The organism is Stagnihabitans tardus, assembly GCF_009925085.1.
Lineage (GTDB): Bacteria > Pseudomonadota > Alphaproteobacteria > Rhodobacterales > Rhodobacteraceae > Stagnihabitans > Stagnihabitans tardus.
This window is the reverse complement of sequence record NZ_JAABNR010000034.1, coordinates 1-13,338: the sequence shown is the minus strand read 5'-3', so window position 1 is coordinate 13,338 and position 13,338 is coordinate 1. Positions and strand designations below refer to the sequence as shown.

The window sequence follows — 13,338 nt, the reverse complement described above, 5'->3', positions numbered from 1 at the left end:
GTTAATCAAGCCCTTCGACATGCAGGATGCGGGCGGCCTGGCCCAGGGTGACGCCCCGGTCCGTGACGGTCCAGATCGTGGCCCTGATGCGGAAGCGCCGCCCCCTGGCCGAAATGCGGATGCCCCTGTAATCGCTGACGAAACCCTTCGCCGCCGCCTCGGCGAGATAGCGGCTGCGGTCTTGCTGGATGCCCGGGTCCTCCTCGGCCGATAGGCGCGAGGGCATGGCGGTGAAGGTCTCCCAGTCGGTTTCCCAAAGCGCCAGTGCCGCAGGATTTGCCCAGCGGAAGATCGGGTCGGCCTCAGTGCCATGGGAGACCACGGGGCAGGGGTCCTCCCAGGGGAGGATGGCCTCGCCGGTCAGGGCCAGGTGGCTGGCGGCCAGGATCGCGGCATAGGCGGGGTCGGGGTCAGCCCCCCAATCAACCCCGGTGGGCGCCATCGGCCAGCGATTTGACAAAGGCCAGGACCTCGGCCACGGGCTTGCCCGCGCCGATCTCCTTGACGATGGCAGAGCCCACGACGCAGCCATCGGCAATCGCCGCGATGGATTGCGCGCTGTCGGGCGTGTTGATGCCAAAGCCCACGATGATCGGCAGGTCGGTGGAGCGCTTGATACGGGCGACTTCCGGGGCCACGTCCTCGGGGCGCGCCGCTGCCGCCCCGGTGATCCCGGTGATCGAGACGTAATAGACGAAGCCAGAGGTGTTCTGCAGCACCTTGGGCAGGCGCTTGTCATCGGTGGTCGGCGTGGCGAGGCGGATGAAGTTCAGGCCAGCCTTTTGCGCCGGGATGCAGAGCTCGTCGTCCTCTTCCGGCGGCAGGTCGACGACGATCAGCCCGTCGATGCCGGCCTCTTTCGCCTGGGTCAGGAAGAGGTCGACGCCGCGCGAATAGATCGGGTTGTAATAGCCCATGAGCACGATGGGCGTGGTCTGGTCAGCAGTCCGGAAGGCGCGGACCAGGGCCAGGGTCTTGTCCAGCGTCATCCCGCCTTCCAGGGCGCGTTGGCCCGCGAGCTGGATCGTCGGCCCATCCGCCATCGGGTCGGTGAAGGGCAGGCCGAGCTCGATGATATCGACCCCCGCGCCCGGCAGGCCCTGCATCACGGCCAGGGTCGTTGCCTCATCGGGGTCGCCCGCCATGATATAGGTCACGAAGGCCTTTTTCCCCGAAGCCTTGAGGCTGGCGAACTTGGCGTCGATTCGGGTCATGATTGGCCTCCCAATGGTCTTTGGCCACAGGGTTTGCACGCGCGACGCGCCAAAGGCAAGGCCGGGGCGGGGAGATCAGGCCTCGGCCGAGAGGATCCAATGCGTCCCGAAGCGGTCCGTGACCATGCCGAAGCCAGGCGACCAGAAGGTGGGGATGAAGGGATGGATCACCTGGCCGCCCTCTGCCAGCTTGTCGAACCAGGCCCGGGCCGTGGCGACATCGGGCCCGGTCTGCATGACGGACATGGCCTTTTGCGGATCGCTGGGCGCGCCTTCGGGGAAGTCCGAGGCCATGAGCGTGCCGTTGCCGAGGGTCAGTTGCCCATGCATGATGCGCGCGCCGGGGTTTGGCGTGCCGCCCGGCTCGTCGCCATAGCGCATCATCTGCAAATCGGTGCCGCCAAAGATCGCGGCATAGGCGGTCAGGGCTTCGGCGCAGTTGCCCCGGAAATGGATATAGGGGTGAGTGGCCATGGCAATCTCCTTTGATATCGAAGCAGCTTGCCATGGCTGAGCCCCTGAGGCAAGCCCTACAGGCTTGACCCTTGGCCCTTGCGCGCCTATTGCGCGGGGGCAAGCGAAAAGGAGAGCGTCATGGGTTTCAAGATGGGGATCGTGGGTCTGCCGAATGTCGGCAAGTCGACGCTGTTCAATGCCCTGACGCGGACGGCGGCGGCCCAGGCGGCCAACTTTCCGTTCTGCACCATCGAGCCCAATGTCGGCGAGGTCGCCGTCCCCGATGCGCGGCTTGACGTCTTGGCGGGGATCGCCGGGTCCAAGACGATCATCCCGACCCGCATGACCTTCGTCGATATCGCGGGCCTGGTGCGCGGGGCCTCGAAGGGTGAGGGGCTTGGCAACCAGTTCCTCGCCAATATCCGCGAATGCGACGCCATCGCCCATGTGCTGCGCTGCTTCGAGGACGGCGACATCACCCATGTGGAAGGCCGCATCGATCCGGTGGCCGATGCCGAGACCATCGAGACCGAGCTGATGCTGGCCGATATGGAATCGATCGAGCGCCGTCTTGTGGCCCTGGGGAAAAAGCTCCGCGGCGGGGACCAGGATACTTTGGACCAGGACCGGCTTCTTCGCGCGGCCCTGGCTGCCTTGAACGAGGGCAAGCCCGCCCGCACCGTGCAGGTGGCCGAGGATGACAAGCGCATCTGGCGGCAGTTGATGCTTCTGACCTCCAAGCCCGTGCTTTACGTCTGCAATGTCGAGGAGGCCAAGGCGGCCACCGGCAATTCGCAGTCCGACCGCGTGGCGGTGATGGCCAAGGCGCAGGGGGCGGGGACGGTCGTGATCTCGGCCAGGATCGAGGAAGAGCTGGCCCAGATGCCCGCCGATGACGCGGCCATGTTCCTCGAGGAGATGGGCCTGCACGAGGCGGGGCTCGACCGCCTGATCAAGGCGGGCTATGCGCTTTTGGGCCTGCAGACCTATTTCACCGTGGGCCCGAAGGAGGCGAGAGCCTGGACGATCACCAAGGGGACGCTGGCGCCGCAAGCCGCAGGCGTGATCCATGGCGATTTCGAGAAGGGCTTCATTCGGGCGGAAACGGTCGGCTATGACGACTACGTGGCGGGCAAGGGCGAGGCCGGTGCGAAAGAGGCCGGCAAGTTCCGCGTCGAAGGCAAGACCTATGAGGTCAAGGACGGCGACGTCTTGCACTTCCTCTTCAACGCGTAAGCGGTGGGTTTCACCCACCCTACGGTGACAAATCCGGACGCGGCCGCCTGATGGGGCGGCCGTATTGGTTTGCGGCGAAGGCGATCGGGTCATAGCCTGAGTCCAAGTTTCATCTCGGGAGATTTTCATGCAGCGATCCGGCGGGCTTTTGCATTGGGCGTTCCACATCACGGCTGAACTCGCACGCCGGGCCTGGAGTTTCGTCTTTGCGGTGGCCTTCGTGATTTCGGTCTCCCTGAACCTCGCCTATTGGGCAGGCGGAGAGGTTGCATCTGCTGTTGGAAGCGGACTCTCCGCGCTCAGCGGTTTCGATCCGCCGAGCACGCGGGTCGCCAAGGCAGAGCGCAAGCTGGCTGAGGTTTCGGCGCGGGAGGCTCGCTTGGCCAAGACCCTCGCCGCAAGCACGGCACGCGAGGCGCGTTTGGCCAAGGCGTTGGCCTTGCAAACGCTCAAGGCCGAGGAATACTACGGCAAGCTGGTCGCGCGTCACGTTGAGTTGCGCCAGGTCAGAGCAGAACTGGCTGTCGTCTCAAAGGCTTGGCTCAGGGCGCGAGAGGTCGTCTTGCGCTTTGGGACGGTGGCGCGTCGGCAGTTGGCGCATTGGGCGGGGGACAAGCTTTCTTCCCTGGTGGGAAAGGCCATTCCCTATGCGGGCACGGTCGTTTCGGTGGCCGATGCGGGCCTGGACATCGCGATGACCTGCGACATGATGCGGGAGATGGACCTGATGCAGGGGGCGATCCTGTCCGACGCGACGACCACGGCAGAGACCGACAAGGTCTGCGGCATGAAGGTTCCCACGGTCGATGAGGTCTGGCAGGCGGTCCGCTCCAGCCCGGGAGAGGCTTGGAGCGCGGCACAGGGCATCTTGTCAGCCCTTCCGGATCGGATGCCAGATATCCCGGACATAGCTTGGCCGGAGCTTTCCTTGCCCGAGCTCCAGATGCCCGATGTCACTTGGCCGGATTGGATGCCTGCACCCTAGGTCAGGCTCCACCCTGCCGCCCGCGTAGGGTGCGCTTCAGCGCACCGCTCACCCGCCCGAGCCGCCGACCGTCAGCCCGCCGATCATCAGCGTGGGCTGCCCCACCCCCACCGGCACCCATTGCCCGGCCTTGCCGCAATTGCCGATGCCGGGGTCGAGGCTCAGGTCGTTGCCGATGGCGCGGATGCCCTTGAGCGCCGTCGCCCCGTCGCCGATCAGCGTCGCGCCTTTCACGGGCGCCCCGATGACGCCGTTCTTCACCCGGTAGGCCTCGGTGCAGCTGAACACGAACTTGCCGTTCGTGATATCCACCTGACCGCCGCCGAATCCCACGGCGTAGATGCCGTCCTTGAGGCTCGCCACGATGCCCTCGGGCTGATCCGTCCCCGAGAGCATATAGGTATTCGTCATCCGCGGCATCGGGATATGGGCAAAGCTCTCGCGCCGCCCGTTGCCCGTGGGCTTCACCCCCATCAGGCGCGCGTTCTGGCGGTCTTGCATATAGCCCACCAGGATCCCGTCCTCGATCAGGACATTCTTGCCCGAGGGCGTGCCTTCGTCATCCACCGAAATCGACCCCCGGCGGTCCGGGATCGTGCCGTCATCCAACACGGTCACGCCCTTGGACGCAATCCGCTGGCCCAGAAGCCCCGCGAAGGCCGAGGTGCCCTTGCGGTTGAAATCGCCCTCCAGACCGTGGCCAATCGCCTCGTGCAGCAGGATCCCCGGCCAGCCCGGCCCGAGCACCACATCCATCGCCCCGGCCGGAGCCGGAACAGCGCCAAGGTTCACCACCGCGATCCGCAAAGCCTCGCGCAGCTGGGCCTGCCAGAAGGCGGGCGCCATCAGCTGCGCCAGCCCATGACGGCCCCCGGCCCCGGTGCCGCCTTGCTCGCGGCGGCCCGCTTCCTCGACCACCACGGACACGTTCAACCGCGCCATGGGGCGGAAGTCGCTGACCTTGCCGCCCTCGGGGCGCAGGATCACCACCTCTTGCACGCCCGCCGAAATCGTCGCCGAGACCTGGATCACGCGGGGGTCAAGCGCCCTCGCATAGGCGTCGATCTCCTTCAAGAGGTCGATCTTGGCGGAGAAGACCGCGTCCTCCATCGGGTCGCGGTCGCCATAAAGCTTTACATTGGTCCCCGCAGGCGCATCGGCCAGGACCCCGCCGCCCGCCCCAACCGCCAGCCGGGCGGTGCCCACGGCGCGGCGCAGGGCGGCTTCGGAAATCTCGGTCGCATGGGCATAGCCCGCCACCTCGCCGCGCACGGCGCGCAGGCCAAAACCCTCGGAAGCGTCATAGCTCGCGGTCTTGACGCGGCGGTCGTCCAGCACCAGGGCCTCGGACCGGCGGCGTTCCAGGAAAAGCTCGCCATCATCCGCCCCCGCCACGGCCTCGCGCAGAAGGGCCAGGGCTGAGCCCTCGTCGAGCAGGGTCTCGAAGGGACGGAAGGGGGCTTCGCTCATGGGATGGGGCTTTCCGGTCTGGGGCAGGGAGGGGGGGCGCTTGGCCTCTCCTTTGGCGCTATAGCTAGGGCTGCGGCGCCAAAACCGCAAGGCATGGGAAAAATGGGCGGGATTTCAAGGCCGCCAATGCCACCTTTCTCTTGCCGAGACCTTGGCAATATGGTTTCACCACATCGGGAAAGAGTTGGATTCTGCCGCCCGGCAGGGTCCCAAGAGGCGGCCAAAGCGCCGCGCAGGGAACGGGAATTTGACATGAGCATCAAGACCTCGCTTCGCGGTCTGTCTTTGGGGGCATCGGCCCTTGTGCTGGCCGCCTCCGGTGCCATCGCGGAAGGCCTGGAAAAGATCGGCGTTCCGGTGCCGAAAGGAACGGGCTTCCAGCCCGCCGCGACCCCCGTCGCCGTCGAGGCCCAGGCCCTGGAACACATGATCCTGTGGATCGTGGGCGTCATCACGGTCTTCGTCTGCGGCCTGCTTCTGTGGGTCATCGTCCGCTTCAACGCCAAGGCGAACCCGACGCCCGCCAAGTTCACCCACAACACGCCGATCGAAGTGGCATGGACCCTGGTCCCCATCCTGATCCTCGTGTTCATCGGCTCCTTCTCGCTGCCCGCGCTGTTCAACCAGCTTGAGCTGCCCGAGAATGCCAATGGTGAGCGGGTGGCCGACCTGGTGGTGAAGGTCACCGGCAACCAGTGGTATTGGGATTACGAATATCCCGACGCGGGCGTGAGCTTCTCGTCCATCCTCCTGCCCAAGGAAGAGCTTGAGGCCAAGGGCTATGCCCAATCCGACTGGCTCCTGGCCGTCGACAATCCCCTGATCGTCCCGGTCGGCAAGATCGTCAAGGTCGAGGTCACCGGCGCCGACGTGATCCATGCCTGGGCCGTTCCCGCCTTTGGCGTCATGCACTCCGCCGTCCCGGGCCGCCTGGGCGAGACCTGGTTCCGCGCCGACAAGGAAGGCATCTACTTCGGTCAGTGCACCACGCTCTGCGGCAAGGACCACGCCTATATGCCCATCGAGGTGAAGGTCGTCTCGGAAGAGGCCTATGCCAAGTGGATCGAGGGCGCCAAGGCCGGCAACCTGGAACTGGCTTCGAACTGACGCTTGCGACAGTGCTGCGCGGGCCCCTCTGACACCGGGGGGCCTGTCGTCTTGACGAGGACGCGACTTCACAAGGACGCGACGCCCATGACCGATACCCAGATCGAAAGCCCCGTCTCCGAGCCCGGCGCATCGGATTTCGTGCAGCTCTTGAAGCCGCGCGTCATGTCGCTGGTCGTCTTCACGGCCTTGGTCGGGATGATCGTGGCGCCCGCGCATCTGCCGCCGGTCACCGCCTTTACCGCCATCCTCTTCATCGCTTTGGGGGCAGGGGCCTCTGGGGCGCTGAACATGTGGTGGGATGCCGATATCGACGCGGTGATGAAGCGCACCGCGCGCCGCCCGATCCCGGCGGGCAAGGTCCAACCGGGCGAGGCCCTGGGCTTTGGCCTCGCGCTGTCGGTCGCCTCGGTCCTGATGCTTGGGCTGGCCACGAACCTGCTGGCGGCGGGCTTGCTGGCCTTTACCATCTTCTTTTACGTCGTCGTCTATTCCATGTGGCTGAAGCGCTCGACGCCGCAGAACATCGTCATCGGGGGCGCCGCCGGGGCCTTTCCGCCGATGATCGGCTGGGTCGCGGCGACGGGTTCGGTCTCGGTCGAGGCCTGGCTCATGTTCGCGCTGATCTTCATGTGGACCCCGCCGCATTTCTGGGCGCTCGCGCTCTTCATGAATGCCGATTACGACGCGGCCCGCGTGCCGATGCTGACGGTGACCCATGGCAAGAAGGTCACGCGGCGCCATATCATCGCTTACACGCTGCTGCTGGTCCCGGTCTCGCTGGCGCTTGGCTTCACGCCCATCGGCGGCATGGTCTACCTGGTCACCTCGGCCCTGTTGAACGCGGGCTTCGTCCTGGGCGCGGTGATGATCCTGCGCCGGGATGAAGAGATGGCCCAGGCCGACAAGTACAAGGTCGAGAAGAAGGTCTTCACCTTCTCTCTGGCCTATCTTTTCCTGCATTTCGGCGCGCTTCTCGTCGAAGCCAGCCTGAGGGCCTTCGCATGAGCTTCTTCAAGCCCGATCACGAGATCCACCGCCGACGCTACAGCCGCAACCTTTGGGTCGGGCTGGCGCTGGGGGGCTTCGTGCTTCTGTCCTTCGCCCTGACGGTCGAAAAGGTGACGCAGGGCGACCCGATGAAGGCGATCCGGGGCGAGGGCCATGCGGTCGCCCCCGAGGATGCCGCTCTTCAGGCCAAGCCGGAGGGGGCGGGGAATTGAGGGACGCCCGGAACAAGACCGCGGCCTGGCTGGCGCTCGTCGCCCTGGTCATGGTGTCGTTGTCCTTTGCCGCCGTGCCCTTCTACCGCTGGTTCTGCCAGGTCACGGGCTTTGGCGGCACGACCGCCGTGGCCGAGATCGCGCCCGCCGAAGTGCTGGATCAGACCATCCGCGTCCGCTTCGATGCCTCGATCGAGCGGGGGATGCCCTGGAGCTTCAAGCCGGTCCAGCGCATGATGGAGATCAAGATCGGCGAAAGCGGCCTGGCCTTCTACGAGGCGCACAATCCGACCGACCGGCCCATCGCGGGCCAGGCGAGCTACAATGTCTCGCCCGACCAGGCCGGTGGCTACTTCACCAAGATCGAGTGTTTCTGCTTCACCGAGCAGGTCTTGCAGCCCGGAGAGACCGTGCAGATGCCGGTTACCTTCTTCGTGGATCCCGAGATCACCCGCGACCGCGAGGCGAAATACATCCGCGAGATCACGCTGTCCTATACTTTCCACCAAATTCCGCTGCCCGAGGCCGAGGCGTCGCTTGCGCCAGCCCCGGCCCAGCCGGTAAACTGACCCCGACCCGGCCCGGCCGGCAAACTGACCCCGACCGGCCCAGCCGGTCAAATGACACAGAAGAAACGAGGGAGCCCGACAAGATGGCCGACCACGCCAAGAACCACGATTACCACATCCTGCCGCCCTCGATCTGGCCCTTCGCCAGCGCGGTGTCGGCCTTCACCATGCTTCTGGGCGCGGTGATCTGGATGGGCGGACATGGCGCCGCCGAACGGGGCACGCCCTTCATCATGCTGGCGGGTCTCGTTGGCGTGCTGTTCTGCATGTATGGCTGGTGGTCCAATGTCGTCCACGAGGGCAATACGGGCGACCATACCCCCGTCGTGCGCATCGGCCTGCGCTATGGCTTCATCATGTTCATCATGTCCGAAGTCATGTTCTTCTCGGCCTGGTTCTGGACCTTCTTCAAGCATCGCATGTATCCGATGGAGCCGATCCTGGATGCCGATGGCAACCGGGTCTGGCCGCAGTCGCCGATCATCGACGGCGTCTGGCCGCCCGCCGGGATCGAGACTTTCGACCCCTGGCACCTGCCCCTGATCAACACGCTGATCCTTCTGTGCTCGGGCGCGGCGGCGACCTGGGCGCACCATGCCCTGGTTCACGACAACAACAACCGCAAGGACATCAAGAACGGCCTTTGGCTGGCCATGATCCTCGGCGCGGTGTTCTCCTTCTTCCAGGCCTATGAATATTCCCACGCGGCCTTCGGCTTTGCGGGCAATATCTACGGGGCTTCGTTCTTCATGGCGACGGGGTTCCACGGGTTCCACGTCTTCATCGGGACGATCTTCCTGGGCGTCTGCCTGATCCGCACCTACAAGGGCGACTTCACGCCCGAGCAGCATGTGGGCTTCGAGGCGGCGGCCTGGTACTGGCACTTCGTCGACGTGGTCTGGCTGTTCCTCTTCGCCGCCGTCTATGTCTGGGGCCAGGGCTGAGGAGGGATTGCGCCGCGCTTTGCGCGTCGCCCCACCGGGGGGCTTCCGCCCCCCGGACCCCCCGACCAAAGGGGAGCACGCTCCCCTTTGGAAACCCCGTGGATATTTGTGAACAGATGAAATGGGGGCGTCTTCGGGCGCCCTTTTGCTTGGGAGAGACGGATGCGGCGGGTGATCGGGCCTTTGGTCTTTGGGGTGGTGGGGGTGGCGATCCTCATCTCGCTGGGGACCTGGCAGTTGCAGCGCCTGGCGCTGAAGGAAGCCAAGATCGCCGAGATCGAGGTGATGATCGGGGGGGCGCCGGTGGCCTTGCCCGCAGAGGCGGAGCAGGAGCGCTACAGGGCGGTGACGGTCTCGGGGCGGCTGACGGGCGAGGCGGTCTACAAGCTGGACAGTTTGCGCGACACGGGGCCGGGCAAGCGTGTCATCGCGGTCATGGAGACGGGCGGGCGCCGCGTGCTGGTCGACCTGGGGATCCGGCCCGAGGGCAAGGAGGCGGCCCTGGGGGGGCAGGTGACCCTCACCGGCAACCTGGACATGCCGCAGGAGAAGGACAGCTACACGCCGCCGCCCGAGGGTGACCTGTGGTTCGCCCGCGATGTCCCCGCCATGGCGGCAGCACTTGGCACCGAGGCCCTGCTTATTGTCGCGGATGGGCCAGTGGTTGACGGGATTGTCCCGGTGCCGGTCAATACTTCCTCTATTCCCAATGACCACTGGAACTATGCCTTGACCTGGTTTTCTCTGGCCCTTGTCTGGTTCGTGATGACAGGGGCGTGGATGTGGCGTATCAGGCGGCAAAATCAAGGGGCAGGATGATGCGCTATATCTCCACGCGGGGTCAGGCCCCGGTTCTGACGTTCGAACAGGCGATGATGACGGGCCTGGCGCGCGATGGCGGGCTTTATGTGCCGCAGACCGTGCCGGTCTTTGCGGCCGAGGATTTCGCCGCCATGGCGGGGCTGTCTTACGAAGAGGTGGCCTTCCGCGTGATGAAGCCCTTCATCGGCGAGACCTTCTCTGACACCGAGTTCAAGGGCCTCCTGGAGCGCGCCTATGCGGGCTTCGGCCATGACGCCCGCGCGCCCCTGGTGCAGATCGCGCCCAACCATTTCCTCTTGGAGCTGTTCCACGGGCCGACCTTGGCCTTCAAGGACTTCGCCATGCAGATCATCGGGCAGATGATGCAGGCGGCCCTGGCGCGGTCGGGTGAGCGGATCACGATTGTCGGGGCGACCTCTGGCGACACGGGCTCGGCGGCGATCGAGGCCTTCCGGGGGCTGGCCAATGTCGATGTCTTCATCCTCTATCCGCATGGCCGGGTCTCCGAGGTGCAAAGGCGCCAGATGACCACGCCCACGGAGTCCAATGTCCATGCGCTGGCCATCGACGGGAGCTTCGACGACGCCCAGGCGCGGCTGAAGGACATGTTCAACGACTTCGCCTTCCGCGACGGGGTGCGGCTCGCGGGGGTCAACTCGATCAACTGGGCGCGGGTCCTGGCGCAGGTGGTCTATTACGTCTATGCGGCGGTGAACCTCGGCGCGCCTTTCCGCCCGGTCAGCTTTACCGTGCCGACCGGGAATTTCGGCGACATCTTCGCGGGCTATATCGCGCGGAAAATGGGCCTGCCCATCGAGCGGCTGGTGATCGCCACCAACCAGAACGACATTCTGGACCGCGCCTTGCGCTCGGGTGACTACAAGACCGATGGCGTGCGACCCTCGGTCTCTCCTTCCATGGATATCGAGGTTTCGTCCAACTTCGAGCGCGCGCTGTTCGATGCCTATGGGCGGGATGGCGCGGCCATCAGCGCGCTGATGGCGGAGTTGAAGGCCGGGGGCTTCAAGATCAGCCAGGGCGCGCTGGAGACCCTGCGCGCGACCTTCGCCTCGGGCCGGTGTTCCGAGGAAGAGACGCTCGCCACGATCCGCGCGACGCTGGCAAGCAGCGGCCAGCTTCTCTGCCCGCATGGCGCGGTGGGGGTGAAGGTCGCCGAAGAGCATCTGGGCGCCGCCCCCATGGTGACCCTGGCCACGGCCCACCCGGCAAAGTTCCCCGATGCGGTCGAGCAGGCCTCAGGCATCCGCCCGCCCCTGCCGCCCCGCATGGCCGATCTCTACCAGCGGCCCGAGCGGGTGACGCGGGTTCCCAATGACCTTGGCGCCCTGATGGCGCTGGTCCGTGAAAGGATTGCGCGTTGACAGTCAGGCTGACCACGCTTCCCAATGGCCTGAGGGTCGTGACCGAGGATATGCCGGGGCTCAAAAGCGCCTCGGCGGGGATCTGGGTCCAGGCCGGCGGGCGGCATGAGCGGCCCGAACAGAACGGCATCGCGCATTTCCTGGAGCATATGGCCTTCAAGGGCACGGCCCGGCGGTCGGCCCTGCAGATCGCCGAGGAAATCGAGGATGTGGGTGGCTATATCAACGCCTATACCTCGCGCGAGACCACGGCCTATTATGCGCGCGTCCTGCAAGAGGATGTGGGGCTCGCGCTGGATGTCGTGGGCGATATCGTCCTGAACCCGGCCTTTCATGAGGCCGATATCGAGACCGAGCGCCATGTGATCCTGCAAGAGATCGGCCAGGCGCTGGATACGCCCGATGACATCGTCTTCGACTGGCTGCACGAGGCGGCCTATCCCGATCAGAGCTTCGGCCGCACGATCCTGGGGCCGGAGGAGCGGGTCTCCTCCTTTGGCGCGGGCGACCTGCGCGGCTTTGTCTCGGAACATTACGGGCCGGGGCAGATGATCATGGCTGCGGCGGGCGCGGTGGATCATGAGGCCGTGGTCAAACAGGCCGAGGCGATGTTTGCGGGAATTGCCGCGCGGCCCGCGCCGGGCTTTCAGCCCGCGCGCTTCCAGGGCGCCGAGCGGCGCGAGGTCAAGGACCTCGAGCAGGTCCATTTCGCCATGGCTTTCGACAGCCCGGGCTACCGCGATCCCATGGTCCATGCGGCGCAGGTCTATGCCATGGCCCTGGGCGGCGGCATGTCCTCGCGGCTGTTCCAGAAGATCCGCGAGGAGCGGGGCCTGTGCTATTCGATCTTCGCCCAGGCCGGCGCCTATGAGGATGCGGGCCAGATCACGCTTTACGCCGGGACCTCGGAGGAAGAGATCGCCGACCTCGTGACCTTGACCGTGGATGAGCTGAAGCGGGCGGCCGAGGACATGACCGAGGCCGAAGTGGCCCGCGCCAGGGCGCAGATGAAGGCGGGCATGCTGATGGGGCTGGAATCGGCCTCCAGTCGCGCCGAGCGCATCGCGCGGCTCCTGGCGATCCATGGAAGGGTTCCGGATGTCGAAGAGGTCGTGGCCAAGATCGACGCCGTGACCGTGGCCGATGTCCGCGCCTATGCCGAAAGGCTGACGGCGGCCCCCGCGGCCCTTGCGCTTTACGGCCCGGTGGAGGCGGCTCCGGGGCTGGAGGCCATCCGCGAGAGGCTGCGGGGCTGATGTTCGGACTGCGCCGCAAGCCCGCGATCCAGACCGAGCGCATGGTGCTGCGCCTGCCGGTCCACAGCGACTGGCGGGCCTGGGCCAACTTGCGCGAGGCCAGTGCGGCGCATCTGATCCCCTGGGAGCCGGTGCGGTCGGAAGATCACCTCAGCCGCAAGGCCTTTACCAACCGGGTCTATTGGGCGGCAAGGGCCGAGGCCCAGGGCACGGCTCTGCCCCTGATGCTGGTCCGGCGCTCGGACGGGCAAGTCATGGGGGGGATCACGCTGGACAATATCCGCCGCGGCCCGGTGCAATCGGGGACCCTGGGCTATTGGATCGGCGCGGACCATGCGCGGCAAGGCTATATGCGCGAGGCCATCACGGCGCTGGTGCATCACGCCTTCTCCGAGATGGACCTGAGCCGGATCGAAGCCGCCTGTCTGCCGGAAAACGCGGCCTCGCGCGGGGTTCTGGAGAAATGCGGCTTCAAGTACGAGGGCGTGGCCCAGGCCTATCTGCAGATCAACGGCCGCTGGCGCAATCATGTGCTTTACGCCAATCTGCGCCATGATCGGCGCGGGCGGACGGAAGTCGGCTGAGGCTTGCGCCCGGGCTTTGCCCGGTCGCCCAACCGGGGGGCTGCCGCCCCCCGGACCCCCCGCCCAAAGGGGGCCACGGCCCCCTTTGGA

General features: G+C 66.0%; 15 protein-coding genes. 11 read left to right on the top strand and 4 right to left on the bottom strand.

Annotated features, from left to right (window positions below; all coding sequences use genetic code 11):
- Position 1: 1 nt before the first annotated feature.
- The 3 genes from GV832_RS19615 to GV832_RS19605 form a co-directional block, all read right to left on the bottom strand.
- Positions 2-442: an MEKHLA domain-containing protein gene (locus GV832_RS19615; protein WP_168776578.1), complete on the bottom strand. Its 441-nt coding sequence runs from the start codon at positions 440-442 to the stop codon at positions 2-4.
- Positions 423-1,214 carry a tryptophan synthase subunit alpha gene (gene trpA / locus GV832_RS19610; RefSeq protein ID WP_168776577.1) on the bottom strand — a complete coding sequence of 264 codons (792 nt, stop codon included), beginning with the start codon at positions 1,212-1,214 and terminating at the stop codon, positions 423-425. Before trpA ends, GV832_RS19615 begins: the two co-directional genes overlap by 20 nt.
- A gap of 75 nt (positions 1,215-1,289) precedes the next feature.
- The gene (locus GV832_RS19605; protein WP_168776576.1) at positions 1,290-1,688 is read right to left on the bottom strand and encodes a VOC family protein; all 399 of its coding nucleotides are present in this window, start codon (positions 1,686-1,688) and stop codon (positions 1,290-1,292) included.
- Between the two features lie 120 nt (positions 1,689-1,808).
- Here GV832_RS19605 and ychF point away from each other — a divergent pair, with 120 nt between their 5' ends.
- Both ychF and GV832_RS19595 read left to right on the top strand, forming a co-directional pair.
- Complete coding sequence (gene ychF / locus GV832_RS19600; protein ID WP_168776575.1) at positions 1,809-2,906, top strand: redox-regulated ATPase YchF; 1,098 nt, start codon at positions 1,809-1,811, stop codon at positions 2,904-2,906.
- 127 nt (positions 2,907-3,033) lie between these two features.
- Entirely contained in the window at positions 3,034-3,891 is an 858-nt protein-coding gene (locus GV832_RS19595) for a hypothetical protein (RefSeq protein ID WP_168776574.1), read from the top strand.
- A 48-nt stretch (positions 3,892-3,939) separates the two neighbouring features.
- Here the strand turns inward: GV832_RS19595 and tldD are convergent, their stop codons facing one another.
- Positions 3,940-5,361 (bottom strand): metalloprotease TldD, encoded by a 1,422-nt coding sequence (gene tldD / locus GV832_RS19590; protein WP_168776573.1) that lies wholly within the window; start codon positions 5,359-5,361, stop codon positions 3,940-3,942.
- 252 nt (positions 5,362-5,613) lie between these two features.
- Between tldD and coxB the strand changes: the two genes are divergently transcribed.
- The 9 genes from coxB (at position 5,614) to GV832_RS19545 (ending at position 13,248) form a co-directional block, all read left to right on the top strand.
- The gene (gene coxB / locus GV832_RS19585; RefSeq protein WP_168776572.1) at positions 5,614-6,468 is read left to right on the top strand and encodes a cytochrome c oxidase subunit II; all 855 of its coding nucleotides are present in this window, start codon (positions 5,614-5,616) and stop codon (positions 6,466-6,468) included.
- A gap of 87 nt (positions 6,469-6,555) precedes the next feature.
- A complete protein-coding gene (gene cyoE, locus GV832_RS19580; protein WP_168776571.1) occupies positions 6,556-7,476 on the top strand; it encodes a heme o synthase in 921 nt (306 codons plus the stop codon).
- Positions 7,473-7,691 (top strand): cytochrome c oxidase system small membrane protein, encoded by a 219-nt coding sequence (locus GV832_RS19575; protein ID WP_168776570.1) that lies wholly within the window; start codon positions 7,473-7,475, stop codon positions 7,689-7,691. Before cyoE ends, GV832_RS19575 begins: the two co-directional genes overlap by 4 nt.
- The gene (locus GV832_RS19570; RefSeq protein ID WP_168776569.1) at positions 7,688-8,260 is read left to right on the top strand and encodes a cytochrome c oxidase assembly protein; all 573 of its coding nucleotides are present in this window, start codon (positions 7,688-7,690) and stop codon (positions 8,258-8,260) included. The genes GV832_RS19575 and GV832_RS19570 overlap by 4 nt, the downstream gene beginning before the upstream one ends.
- A gap of 83 nt (positions 8,261-8,343) precedes the next feature.
- Positions 8,344-9,204: a cytochrome c oxidase subunit 3 gene (locus tag GV832_RS19565; protein ID WP_168776568.1), complete on the top strand. Its 861-nt coding sequence runs from the start codon at positions 8,344-8,346 to the stop codon at positions 9,202-9,204.
- A gap of 162 nt (positions 9,205-9,366) precedes the next feature.
- Positions 9,367-10,023: an SURF1 family protein gene (locus tag GV832_RS19560; RefSeq protein ID WP_168776567.1), complete on the top strand. Its 657-nt coding sequence runs from the start codon at positions 9,367-9,369 to the stop codon at positions 10,021-10,023.
- Positions 10,023-11,408 carry a threonine synthase gene (gene thrC, locus GV832_RS19555; RefSeq protein WP_168776592.1) on the top strand — a complete coding sequence of 462 codons (1,386 nt, stop codon included), beginning with the start codon at positions 10,023-10,025 and terminating at the stop codon, positions 11,406-11,408. Before GV832_RS19560 ends, thrC begins: the two co-directional genes overlap by 1 nt.
- Positions 11,405-12,664 (top strand): M16 family metallopeptidase, encoded by a 1,260-nt coding sequence (locus tag GV832_RS19550; protein ID WP_168776566.1) that lies wholly within the window; start codon positions 11,405-11,407, stop codon positions 12,662-12,664. Before thrC ends, GV832_RS19550 begins: the two co-directional genes overlap by 4 nt.
- Positions 12,664-13,248: a GNAT family N-acetyltransferase gene (locus tag GV832_RS19545; protein WP_168776565.1), complete on the top strand. Its 585-nt coding sequence runs from the start codon at positions 12,664-12,666 to the stop codon at positions 13,246-13,248. The genes GV832_RS19550 and GV832_RS19545 overlap by 1 nt, the downstream gene beginning before the upstream one ends.
- Positions 13,249-13,338: the final 90 nt, after the last annotated feature.

What these genes read in the sequence shown, in the direction of transcription:
- GV832_RS19595 (WP_168776574.1), top strand. Translation starts at nt 3,034, where the DNA reads ATGCAGCGATCCGGCGGGCTTTTGCATTGGGCGTTCCACATCACGGCT.
- GV832_RS19575 (WP_168776570.1), top strand. Translation starts at nt 7,473, where the DNA reads ATGAGCTTCTTCAAGCCCGATCACGAGATCCACCGCCGACGCTACAGC.
- GV832_RS19605 (WP_168776576.1), bottom strand. Translation starts at nt 1,688, where the DNA reads ATGGCCACTCACCCCTATATCCATTTCCGGGGCAACTGCGCCGAAGCC.
- GV832_RS19560 (WP_168776567.1), top strand. Translation starts at nt 9,367, where the DNA reads ATGCGGCGGGTGATCGGGCCTTTGGTCTTTGGGGTGGTGGGGGTGGCG.
- cyoE (WP_168776571.1), top strand. Translation starts at nt 6,556, where the DNA reads ATGACCGATACCCAGATCGAAAGCCCCGTCTCCGAGCCCGGCGCATCG.
- coxB (WP_168776572.1), top strand. Translation starts at nt 5,614, where the DNA reads ATGAGCATCAAGACCTCGCTTCGCGGTCTGTCTTTGGGGGCATCGGCC.
- ychF (WP_168776575.1), top strand. Translation starts at nt 1,809, where the DNA reads ATGGGTTTCAAGATGGGGATCGTGGGTCTGCCGAATGTCGGCAAGTCG.
- thrC (WP_168776592.1), top strand. Translation starts at nt 10,023, where the DNA reads ATGCGCTATATCTCCACGCGGGGTCAGGCCCCGGTTCTGACGTTCGAA.
- GV832_RS19565 (WP_168776568.1), top strand. Translation starts at nt 8,344, where the DNA reads ATGGCCGACCACGCCAAGAACCACGATTACCACATCCTGCCGCCCTCG.
- GV832_RS19615 (WP_168776578.1), bottom strand. Translation starts at nt 442, where the DNA reads ATGGCGCCCACCGGGGTTGATTGGGGGGCTGACCCCGACCCCGCCTAT.
- trpA (WP_168776577.1), bottom strand. Translation starts at nt 1,214, where the DNA reads ATGACCCGAATCGACGCCAAGTTCGCCAGCCTCAAGGCTTCGGGGAAA.
- GV832_RS19545 (WP_168776565.1), top strand. Translation starts at nt 12,664, where the DNA reads ATGTTCGGACTGCGCCGCAAGCCCGCGATCCAGACCGAGCGCATGGTG.
- tldD (WP_168776573.1), bottom strand. Translation starts at nt 5,361, where the DNA reads ATGAGCGAAGCCCCCTTCCGTCCCTTCGAGACCCTGCTCGACGAGGGC.